Source organism: Methylacidiphilum infernorum V4, from assembly GCF_000019665.1.
Classification (GTDB): Bacteria; Verrucomicrobiota; Verrucomicrobiia; order Methylacidiphilales; family Methylacidiphilaceae; genus Methylacidiphilum; species Methylacidiphilum infernorum.
Genome location: NC_010794.1, coordinates 108,280 through 119,697, shown reverse-complemented (window position 1 = coordinate 119,697; position 11,418 = coordinate 108,280). Strand labels below are relative to the sequence as shown.

5 protein-coding genes are annotated in these 11,418 nt (G+C 46.7%); 2 read left to right on the top strand and 3 right to left on the bottom strand.

Annotation, left to right across the window (positions count from 1 at the left end):
• Positions 1-34 precede the first annotated feature (34 nt).
• Positions 35-232: a hypothetical protein gene (locus MINF_RS00540; RefSeq protein WP_048809990.1), complete on the top strand. Its 198-nt coding sequence runs from the start codon at positions 35-37 to the stop codon at positions 230-232.
• A 64-nt stretch (positions 233-296) separates the two neighbouring features.
• Here MINF_RS00540 and MINF_RS00535 read toward each other — a convergent pair whose 3' ends face one another.
• From MINF_RS00535 to MINF_RS00515, 3 genes are all read right to left on the bottom strand, one after another.
• Positions 297-911, bottom strand: coding sequence for a hypothetical protein (locus MINF_RS00535; RefSeq protein WP_012462460.1), 615 nt, complete (start codon positions 909-911; stop codon positions 297-299).
• Between the two features lie 13 nt (positions 912-924).
• Positions 925-4,116 carry a TonB-dependent receptor plug domain-containing protein gene (locus tag MINF_RS00530; RefSeq protein ID WP_012462459.1) on the bottom strand — a complete coding sequence of 1,064 codons (3,192 nt, stop codon included), beginning with the start codon at positions 4,114-4,116 and terminating at the stop codon, positions 925-927.
• A gap of 1,660 nt (positions 4,117-5,776) precedes the next feature.
• Positions 5,777-9,472 carry an alkaline phosphatase family protein gene (locus MINF_RS00515; RefSeq protein ID WP_012462457.1) on the bottom strand — a complete coding sequence of 1,232 codons (3,696 nt, stop codon included), beginning with the start codon at positions 9,470-9,472 and terminating at the stop codon, positions 5,777-5,779.
• Positions 9,473-10,357: 885 nt separating this feature from the next.
• Here MINF_RS00515 and MINF_RS00510 point away from each other — a divergent pair.
• Entirely contained in the window at positions 10,358-11,395 is a 1,038-nt protein-coding gene (locus tag MINF_RS00510; protein WP_048810404.1) for a fatty acid desaturase family protein, read from the top strand.
• Positions 11,396-11,418: the final 23 nt, after the last annotated feature.

Below are 11,418 nucleotides of genomic sequence, written 5' to 3'. Positions count from 1 at the left end.
AAAAGACAAGAACAACCTATAGCCTAAAGTTTTAATGGCAATATCCGGTAGGAGGGCATTCCAACAAAGCTTTTATATCCTTGCCAGTTTTCCCTGGATTTTAAAAAAAGCTGAAGGCGATAAGAATAAATATCCCCGCATTCCCAGCGATTTGATTATCAAAAAAGGCCAGCAACCCAAATCACAAACCTTTGAAGATTGTTCTCCTCCGGTGGTGAATCCCTTGTGCTGATTGCAAGCAAATCCAACCTGCTCTCGATTGACTAAGGTTAGCATCCAATATTATTTACGCTATCTTACTTTAACTCGGGCAGGGATGGATCAAGCTTGCGTGCCTCGGCTTCGAACCGCTCAGCCTTTGCTGGCTCCCCCTCTTTCCTGTAAGCAAGCCCATTGTTAAACAAGCAGAGAGCCAGGAGTTTTTTCTGCATCGTCAATCCCTTTCCCGCTCCCGCTCCTGCCTGTCTATATGTCGATCCCCCGCTGTAGCCGGAGGCCATCTCTCCTTGGCTCACCGCTGCCCTCCCCAACCCGATCGCCCGGACAAACATCTTGTGGGCATCGGCAAACTTCCCTTCGACCGTGTAAACAACTCCCATGTTGTTATACGGCACTAACAATCCAAAAGAACTAAAACCCGATCGAGAAATGGCCGTGTGGAGATCGGCCTGCGCCACCGCCTCTGCCTCGGCCAAACGGCCTTCTTGCAAGAGCTCCTGGGCTTTCTTGCCTTCACCGTTCGCTCCCAAGATCATTTGGGGCGCCAAAGCCACTTTCTTTCCCCCGGCGGGCAGCTTCGAAGGATCAGGGACGCCCAATGTCAATTCGGCTGAGGACATAAGAAAAATCATGCCCAGGGCCGCCAAAACAAGCCACTTTGCTTTACTCCCCGTTTCTATTCTCGGGTTCATCTTCTCTTCCCTCCTAGAATTGATAACTTACCTGCCCTTGGATCCAGAATGGATAAGAGACCATCAGCTCATCGTAGTTGTTAAAGGAAGTTGCAAAGCCGCTACCGCTTGTCATCCAGTTGTGCTGATCGGTGACATTCCAAACCCAAAGCCTTGCTACCCAATGCTTATCTTTGCTCGTGTAGCTTAAACCCAAGTTAAGCGTGTACTGCCAGGGGATCCGCACAATGTAATCGTAGGCAAGGTACTGGGGACTCGTCGCGTTAAAGGAAGCAAAAAAGCCCAGGCCCCAATCGAATGTATAGGTAGCCATGAAAGAGGTTTGGAAGTTAGGCCAGCCCACGTAGGGGTAGGTTCCCTGCGGAAAATAACCAAAAAGATCGAAGGGATATTTCGCCGGATTGTTCAAAACGTAGTTACTTGGATAAGGCTGGTCCATGCTCGGACCCGAGGTGAGCGGTGGTGCATAGTTAAAAGTACCTATGATATATCCGGCATTGGCGACAAGCCAAAGATGACGGTCGGGCTGATAAGCTACCTGTAGCGTTCCACCCACAACATCGATTGGAACCGGGACAAGAACCACCTTTTTGAAGACTTCTAGTTCCTGGAATTCTTGGTCAAAGGCGGCAGTCAAGATGTTGAGTTTCCCGTTGAGGAGACTAAAATTGATACCCCCGCTGTAAAGCCGCTGATGCAAGTGAAGGTCGTAGTTGGAAGTCAAAGGGGAAACGCCATAGAAAGCTCCGGTTTCAGCCAGATATGCCTGCTGGAAATCAAAATAGACTGTCGTCCACTCGTTGGGCTTCCAGCGCGGGCTAAAGTCGAAATTCGGGATAACGGTCGAAAAATATGCTCCGGTTGGATGGAGGGCTTGACCGAAGTCGAAATAGGTGGCGGGTGTTCCCGGTGGATTTTGCGCCGTGGAAAGCAAGGCCAATACACTTGCCCCCATGAAGATCGAAAAATGCTTGCCTAAATCGACCTGGTGTTGCCAATAGGGCCTCAAGTACCAGCTCTCCGAATCGGTCGAACTAAAGTTGCCTGGGTTGAAGTACTCGCCGGGTCGGCCAGGAATGGGAACATCCTGGTAAAGATACTTGCTGAACCAGGGCTTACCCGGCAGGTTGAATTGAAAATAGGAAGGATAAACCGCATCATAAAGCGGCCCCATGTTCCAGACATTAAAAACCTGCTCGAAATCGTCTTCGTAGACGATCATGTTGGCATAGTCGAACTCGAACCCCACGTTGACCGTGTGATGGATATCGAACTTGTTTTCTTTCTGGGAAGAAGGATTCTTCTGGTCAAGCAAGCTTTCTTTTCCGTCGTTGTCAGTCCCTCCGCCGATCGGGGTGTCAAAATTGAAAATGAACGAGGTGTTGTTCTGCGCGACCCAGGAGCCGGGAGTATAGATGAAATAAGGGGTAAGATTCTGGTAATTGTAACTGAAATATTCAAAATTGCTATTGTTGATAATCTGGAATCCATCGTTGACATTGAGTCTTTGGATCACCTGTGCCCGCTCGCTTTCAACGTACCCTCCTGATCCTGGGTTTAGAAGATTGGCTCGATAACCCCCAATCGCCGACAGAGGAACATATCGCATCGTATTGTAATTTTGCGGAAGAACGGATACTCCGTAATTATACAACTCCGGCCCAATATTATAGTTTACTTTGTGATGATCGATAAAGACAGGAGGACCAAGGAAGGTGTTCGGCAAATAGGCGGAAAGGTATTCGTGATCCGAAATGAGTTCTTGGGTCGGTCGATTAATCCCTCCAATCTCGTTGTATCCTTCGGTATAAAAGGAATTGTTGAAAAACACCTCGTAGTTATCGTAAGGCTTGTAGGAAAGGGCTAAATAAAAAGCCTGGTTGTGCAGATAGTCGTTTACGTAATAACTACCCGAATAATCTCCCAAGTAGCTGAACCGGAAGGCAAGCTTGTCGTTGATCGGCCCTCCCACGTCCGCCTGCCAGAGGTTTTGATCGTACATCCCTTCCATGACCGTTGCCATCCCATGAAACCCGTCCCAATAGGGACGTTTTGTCTGGATATCGAGGTAACCACCCGCCGCACGGATAGAAAGCAGGCTTGGCATCGTCGGCCCCTGGACGATGTTGATCTGGTCAAAATCGTTCATGTTCATCGGTCCGCCCTCGTAGCCGGTGCCGGGCAAGAAGGAAAGCATCCCGTTGATGTACTTGTTTGCCGGCATACCCCGGATGTTGGGAACGGAAAATTCGCCAAAAGTGGTACCCATGTAAAGCCCAGGGGCCATGTACATCAAGGACATGACGTTTTGGGAGATAAAGGCCGAGGACTGGATCTCCTTCTGGGTAATCACTTGGACACTCCGCGGGGTATCCACGATATTCAGAGGAGTTCCGTAGACCGAGCTAATGTCGTAGTCCCCGGGAAGAACCGACTCACTGGTGATCGCAACGATCGTTTCGGGCATCGTGACGCTGCCGGTGCTGGGGTTGGCCAAAGAGGGCGAGGAGGGAGAAGAGGCAGCAGGGTCGGTCCCCACATTGCTCCTCGAAGAGCTCGATGAGTCGGCCAAAAGGGGATGATTCCGCAGGAGCTTCTCCAAAGGCTGAGGCCCCGTCGCCTCTCCAAACACACTCCCGCCCATCGAACCCCCCGATTCCACTGGAGCTTGATCCCACGATCCCGGTCCACCGGAAAGAGTGCCCGCGGCCGATTGGCTCTCCGTGCCGCACCAAAGTGTCCCTGACCCCACCGCTTGCGCATACGGTTGGGGAAAAAAAGAAAAGCCTGAAGTGAACATCGCCCATAGACACCCAATGAATAACCAATGCCGAACATGGATCCATCCTTTATTTCCCCATGCCGTTCGTCCGGTCTCACTTCCTTGACCATCTAGAGGTTCATCTTGCCCACCTCCATGAGAAGAATCCTTCAAGGCCCTTTCCCCATTGAGCTTGTTAACTCCGAGCAATGCCCCGGTCTTCCCGCTAAACCATTCGCCCTTTTTATCTACCGTTAGATCTCTGCAAACCCCCGTCGCAATTCCCCCTCCCTTAAACCGGTTCCTCTCCTTGAGGATAGAGGTAGCCGATACAGCTCCCATCACCCCATCCTGAGCCATTACCTCCCTATTGACTAACTGATAACCAACCGGGGTTATCTGCATCCGATATCTTCTCTCAAGGTATTCAATCGGTTGCTTCATCGAGGGCTCCTTTTTCTTTTGTTTTGCCGGTTAGAATAAAAGAGCCCAAAACCCCGATACAATATGAGGAGTGTAAATTTTGCTTGGCGCAAAAATGACTCCATAATGGCGTCAATATGGAGACAAAATAAAAAACATCTTTATGATGGCCAATGAGATATAAAGCATGCCTTCTTTGCAACTTTCTTGGAATTTCAATTATGTAAATTGAATAGGTGCTTTTATGGCATTTTTGTTACTTTCCTGATCCAAGAAACTATTAATCAACCAACTTAAGGAACTTAAAAAGAAATTCGTTTACCGGCACTGGACCATTTAATTTCCCCATGGTTGATTTTGAATCCTTTGCCTAGATGATTCTTTGCGTGATCTACAATGAGATGCATTTCTCCGAACCCTTGATCCCGAATCTAAGAGGATGGTCCGCTATGCACCGATGGCAACACTAGAACAAAGCATAGTGTATCGCAATGCTCAGGCGTATTTGACATCCCTAGCCTTACCCTTTTAGGCTTTATATTTATTATTAAACTAACCGTGATCTCATCGACTTTGGCTTGCACAAATCAAGGTAGGCCGTTGGCATATTGCTAAACAAGTCTTGCTGGTCAAAATCTGTCCACAGACTTGTTGAGTAATTCTGTCAATCTTGCTGTTCCCTTAGTGGAGGAAGAGTTAAGAAAGTGTCATAATAATCATAGAGTTTACGACCGAGATCAAAATCGAAAATGTCACTATCATCCCAGATCGCAAGTCTACTTCTAATGTTGAGATCTGAAAAATTCCCAGAAAGTCGATTTCATGGAGAAGCCCTAGGCTATGTTCTCCTAGAACATGACGTTTTAAGAAATGAAGGCTGATTATTTGACCTTTTTTTGAGTGATCAGCTGCATACTTAGTGATGAGTCGACAACATTGAGCAATATCCAGCACACCGACCGATGTTGCAGTTTCCAGAAAGAACTAATTTCGAGGGGGTAGAAACGAGCATTCTTGACATCAAAACATGACCAAAGTTGGGATCTTCCAAAGCTGATTTAGATCAGTCCCAACCTTCTTCCAAAGGGCTCAATACCTCGAGCCAAAATGAGCTCGGCGTGTAGTAGTATCTATAACGGTTGATGCATAATCTTGCCTAATAAATACACTACTGTTCTCTTGCCCTTTTACCATCGTAACCAAAACCCACAATCCCGGACTCCCATCAAAAAGCTCCCACTGCAAAGAATCCGAATCAGCTCTATCCGCCATAAAACAATACTGAAGAACCAACAGCTTTTCCCCCTACAATAAAAAAGGAAGCCGGTAGTCAGCGTTACTCATAGAAACCCGAATAATTGATATTCGGCTTGTTACAGAAATACCTCGTATTCCCATTAAACTGCCATCCTTTGTCTCCCATCTTTATGCTCTTGTATAACATAATCTTCTTCACCAATCTTCCGCCTAAACTCACCCTATGACTAAACTATAATCTGGGCGGATCATGCCTTTATCGAAGTTTCTATAGCCGTTTTCCCTTACTTGGCTAATAAATGACATTAATAATCGATTAATAGGGATAAGGCTCATTCAATATCGCAGTTAAAAAGATTCAATTGTCAGCTTTCATCCCTAGTTTCAGATGATCATTGACCTCGTCATCCAAGCATCTCTTTCCTTATACTCTAAATACCCCTAGAGAATCTTCATTGGCCAGGTCTAAACCCCCAGTTTGAGACCGAGGAACCATTTGTATTGCCGGAGAAGAACCGCCTTTTCCATTAAGCTCCTTTTGTTCGCCGACAGGGAACTGCCCGGCAGAGGGGATATTCCCCTTGTCAGTAGGAGTTAAAGTCGAATAATGGAAGGAAGTGGTCAGATCCCCAATCGCAGGCCTATTTTCGGGAATGTAAGGGTCGGATGGGTTGGTTACCGGGTTGGGAAGATTATCTATTGTATTGGAAGCGATCGGAGGTATTCCCCAGTTAGCTTCTATATACTTGTCAATGGAAACATGATCGGTATAGGTATGATCCACAAATCCCCCTTGAGCATAAGGAGAAACCACAATTAGCGGGATCCTGGGGCCATCGCCGAAAACCGTGAGAGGTTGGATGTAGCCGTTATCGTAATACCCTCCGCTTTCGTCCATCGTGATCATAACAGCCGAACTGTACCAGAGCTTTTTGTTTGCCTGGATATGCTGGATTATGTTTTGAACAAAATTCTCAAACAAGGCTGGATTGGAAGAAGCCGGATGTCCATCATTTATATCATTGGGCTTGATGAACGAAACAGCAGGGAAGTTCCCGCTTTTCATGTCCGTCCAAAATTGCTGCATTCCCTGCAAGTTGTTTTTAAGGGAAGTTTTCATAATATTGGTAAAGAAAAGACCGGGATCCCCCAAGTCATCAAAAACGGGACTCGGCTTCCCATTATTCCATCCTTGGCTAAACCAATTCCAGGAAACGCCATGACCACTCATGTCCGTCATGATATTGGGCGTATTTTGGGGAGGAACATTAAAATCGTTTGGACCAATGGGCCTAGGAGTGCCATTCGCGTAATATCCTGGATTATAATTGTTGACTAGGTAGTATTCCCCCGGCTTAAAATCTCCCCCCATAAAGGGCTTATAAGGAAGCGAATCGAGCATTTGTAGAATGGGTTTTATCCCCGGAGCCTGGGGATCAGAGGGATTGATATAACTTCCTCCTCTATAACCATCATTGGTGTAAAAATTATTGGTTCCGGGAGCGGGATTGGGGTTTTCAATCTGGTTAGCGAACGGGGTCGCGGGTTTCCCATTCACATTGAATACGGCAGCTAATCCACCGCTTACAAGTCCATAGTGGTTAGCCCCGGTTCCCCCCATGATCGACTGGTGAAAATTATCATTGATCGTCCCACTCGAAGCAAGGAAGTCGATAAAGGATCCTCCCCTGCCCAGGTTGTTATAAAATCCCATTTGAACAGCTCCTTGATAGGTATTTGAAGGAGTGGGAGCCGGAGCAGAATTAGCTCCTCCTATGCCGACGGTCTGGGCAACCCACGTATAGAGATCATGTTTACCGAGGTCGGTTTGTTGATACATCTGGAAAAATCGGTGCACGGGATCCCCTACATAAGAATTGTAGCCTACGTACTTGTTGATGGGGAAAGGACCGTTAGGAAGGTTCGAGGGAAACCTGGGATCGGGTATATCGGGAATTTGTCCTACCGCATAGGTCGTATTGGGTTGGGGCAAGTGGGCATATAAACCGGTATGGGTCGGATCGAGTTGGTATTTAGTCGTATCAGAAGCTATAGCTTGAGCGGCAAGAGAAAAATTGGGGCCAGGAGAGCCGTCAGGATTGACTATTCCTTGGGTAAGCAGGTCTTGGACGGTTTGTCCTTGCCGGGGTAAATAGGTTCCAAAGTAATTATCAAAAGAGTGGTTTTCTCCAATGATCACGAATAGATGCTGGACCGGAGATTTTGCAGGACCGGCAGAAAAGAGATCATGACTAACCTCCGGAGCCTCTAAATTCGGTGTACCGCTAGTCCCACTTGGAGCACCGAGATCAAGCTGCCCGACTTGATAAAGAGTCCCATCGCTTTGAATGGTGATATTGCCCGCATTACCCCCATTTTTTCCTCCTTCTGCAGAAATTATCCCCGTGATTGCCGTTTGACCCATCGAGGTGAGTAATGCGATGCCTCCATTGCCTTTACCCCTGGCATTGAGATCGACTATGCCGTTGAGATCCGTCCCGATCCAACCACTTTGCATGAAGAAGATTCCCCCATTGCCCTTGAGTCTCCCCCCTTGGTCTAAAAGGGTCGCCCCAAAACTATTTTCCCCAGATGAGATTAGAGAAACTGTCCCTCCGTGTCCCCGGTCGGGAGCCGAAACGTTCCAAAGTCCATTGCTATAGAGTTCACTGCCTGCACTAATGGTAATCGAGCCTCCATTCCCGGAATCCTTTCCTCCAAAGGCAAAAAGATCCCCATTAACCGTTGTAGGACCTGCAGAAGTAAACTGGATTTGGCCACCATTTCCCTTATTCAAGCTTTCGGCCTGGATAACGCCACCAAAATTAAGTTTATCCAATCCACCGATATTGACAGACCCGCCACTGCCTCCATCCTTCCCTCCGTTAGCCAAGAGATTACCCACGACGGTCGTATTATCGGCAAGGATCCGGATCTGCCCTCCGTTTCCCTTGTCAACCGCACTGGCCTCAATAACATCCTGCGGACCTACCACCGCATTTGTCCCCTGCAAGATCACCTTCCCTCCTCCATCCTTCCCCCTCACGTCCACCGTCCCTTTTCCCCATAACACCGCCCAGGGTGCTTCGATCTCCACCTCTCCCCCCTTATCCCCATCCCTGGCTATGAGCTTGCCCTCATCCTGTACCGCATTCTGCTCCGCCTTCAAGATCACTTTCCCTTCCCCTGAACCTTCCCCTAAAGCCCGAATCGTCCCCTCGTTTTCTACCGCCAAACTATAGGGATCATCCCCCTTCGAATCCATCATCACCCCTACTCCCTCCACTACACCCTTATTTAAAATTTCGTCATCCGACTTCACCGATACCACTCCCCTCTTCGATTCAATCAATCCCTCCTTCCCAATCACCACCCCATCCTTCCCTTCCAGGGTTATCCCCTTATACGCATACACCACCCCGTTCAGGTCAAGCTCCTTGCCCTTGATCGCCCCTATCCCACTCCAGGCAAATATACTCGAACCCTTCGACTCCATGATCTTCCCCATACTCTCTATCTCCCCTATCCCAGAAGTCGACCCTATCAACCCTCCCTGAAGAGTTATCCCCTTGGTCGCTTCTACCTTCCCTAAGTCCTTGGAAGTCGTCTCGATTATTCCCCCATCCACCAAAAGCTTGCCTCCTACCTCCAAACTCCCCAACGCATTAGTCAGGACCATGAAGCCCTTCCCTATCTCCATTCCCCCCTTCACTTCCACCTTCTCCACTTGCGCTGCCGGCGATACCACAGAACTGTTGACCATGTTCCCATCCACCTGCACAGCATTATTCACCGTAGGATTGAGTCCCAATATCTCCAAGGTGCTTCCCTTTAAATTCCCTTCCACCTCCAACTTGTTAAACCCAAGAAATGCCCCACTCTTCCCGTTAAACCACCCCGTCTTGTTATCGATCGTTACATCGTTGTAAATCTTATCGGCAAAATCCGCCGCCTTAAACTGGCTCCAATCCTTGACGATAATGTTCCTAGATCCAGCCGACTCCACCCCATCCAGAGCCACACCCCCTTGCATCGCTGACAAATGACTTTGATGGTCAACCGGGGCTGCATGCATCAAATACCGCTTCTCAAGAGACTCAATCCGTAGCTTTTTCTTCATCGAGGGCTCCTTTTTATCTGATTTTGCCCTACAGGATAAAAACCCCTAAAGCCCGATGCAATCCAAAGAGTGTTAATTTTGCGTGGCACAAAAATGACTCCATTATGGAGTCATAAAAAAAAGAATCTTCTTGATTACCAATGAGCTAAACAAAATCCTTTGTTTGTGACATTTTTGTCATTTTTAATAAGACAAAAAACATCCCTTCCATGGGCTCAATTTAATGATTGTTTAAAAAAACGATAACAAAAAAGAATCGGCCAAGAAACATTAACCCCTTCTAAGCTAAAACCTTAGGGAGTGGAAGCTCGCAAAAACCTTGCCGGTTTTCTCCTTTTTGGGCCTTAAAAAAAGCAAATTGCCTTCGTTCCGTCCTGGATTCCAGTTACAAGGGGCTTGCATAGGGCCCTTTTCTTTTTAGGATCTTCATGTTTTTTTAGTTTCTCTTTTTCCAAAGGATCTCAAGGAAAGATTTTTAAATTTGTCTTTTTTGGAGAGAGAAGCATCGACAGTTTCAATAGATTCATAATGGCTTTTTAGTCCGAATGGAACAAAGGCCTTTTCTTCATAAACAGGCCTTTTGATTTTTATACTGCAGCTAAGAATCTTAAAGCCGGTATCAAAAATTGAAATCGATAGCCTTTTGCCTATTCTTCCCCTATTTTTGCTCCCCTTGATTTGAAAATTGGAGCCTTTTTCGGCACTGGCGTTGATTTCCCTTGTTTTTTTGCCGTGTACAAAAAATTATAAATTTTAAAAAAAATAAACTTTTCTTTACAAAGCCTTTATTTGAAGCGAGACTTTCTTACACCGCCTTAAATACCTGAAAAATGTTTGGCCTTTGTTTTTTTCTTTAACTTTAACAATCCTTTCTCTTTCTTTTCTATGTCCTCTTCCAATGATCAATCCGATCCATCTCAAATTCTTTCCTGGAAAGCAAAACTGCGTGCCTATCAAAGGCCTTCTCTGTGGAAAAGCCTTTGGCAACTTTCTAACACCCTGCTTCCCTATGCTGCTCTTTGGTATCTGATCTCTTTGTTTGCCTCTGTTTCTGTTTTCATCGTTATTCCCTTGATTTTTTTATGCGCGGCTTTTCAAGTTAGAATTTTTTCTCTCTTCCACGACTGTTGCCACGGCTCTTTTTTCAAATCGCAAAAGGCAAACGAAATCGTAGGGACAATCCTTGGCCTGCTCGTTTTTACTCCCTATCACCATTGGAGATGGGAACATTCCATCCATCACCGCAGTGCTGGAAATTTAGATAAGAGAGGCATTGGAGATCTTTGGACATGGACGGTAAAAGAATATTTAAACGCAGCCTGGTGGAAAAAACTCCTCTATCGTATTCTCCGTCATCCTCTTTTCTTATTCGGGATCTCTCCTCTGGGCCTATTTCTCGTCAAGTACCGTTTTGCTTCCAAACAGGCCGGGGAAAAAGAACGTCGGTCGGTATTCGTCACGAATGTCGGGATACTGGTACTGGGTTGTTTTTTGGGCCTGATCATGGGTTGGCAAAAATATATTCTCATCCAGCTTGCCGTGGCTTTTCTGGCTGCCGCTTCGGGAATATGGCTATTCTATGTTCAACATCAATTTGAAGAAGTTTACTGGGAACGGGCAGAGAGGTGGGATTATAAATCGGTTGCCCTGGCAGGCAGCTCCTTTTATAAACTTCCCAAACTCTTGGAATGGTTTACGGCTAATATCGGTTACCACCACGTTCATCATTTAAGTCCTCGAATCCCTAACTACTTACTCAGCCGGTGCCACAAAAGCCTACCGCTGTTTGAAAAGGTTACGACTTTAACTCTTCCTTCGAGTTTCAAAACCCTGCACCTTCACCTCTGGGACGAGGAAAGTAAAAAGATGGTCAATTTTAAATTTCTTAAAACTCTTTCTCATTCCAAAAAACAAGCTCAATAATAAGGGGTTTGTTTTCCTTTGGT

What these genes read in the sequence shown, in the direction of transcription:
- MINF_RS00540 (WP_048809990.1), top strand. Translation starts at nt 35, where the DNA reads ATGGCAATATCCGGTAGGAGGGCATTCCAACAAAGCTTTTATATCCTT.
- MINF_RS00535 (WP_012462460.1), bottom strand. Translation starts at nt 911, where the DNA reads ATGAACCCGAGAATAGAAACGGGGAGTAAAGCAAAGTGGCTTGTTTTG.
- MINF_RS00530 (WP_012462459.1), bottom strand. Translation starts at nt 4,116, where the DNA reads ATGAAGCAACCGATTGAATACCTTGAGAGAAGATATCGGATGCAGATA.
- MINF_RS00515 (WP_012462457.1), bottom strand. Translation starts at nt 9,472, where the DNA reads ATGAAGAAAAAGCTACGGATTGAGTCTCTTGAGAAGCGGTATTTGATG.
- MINF_RS00510 (WP_048810404.1), top strand. Translation starts at nt 10,358, where the DNA reads ATGTCCTCTTCCAATGATCAATCCGATCCATCTCAAATTCTTTCCTGG.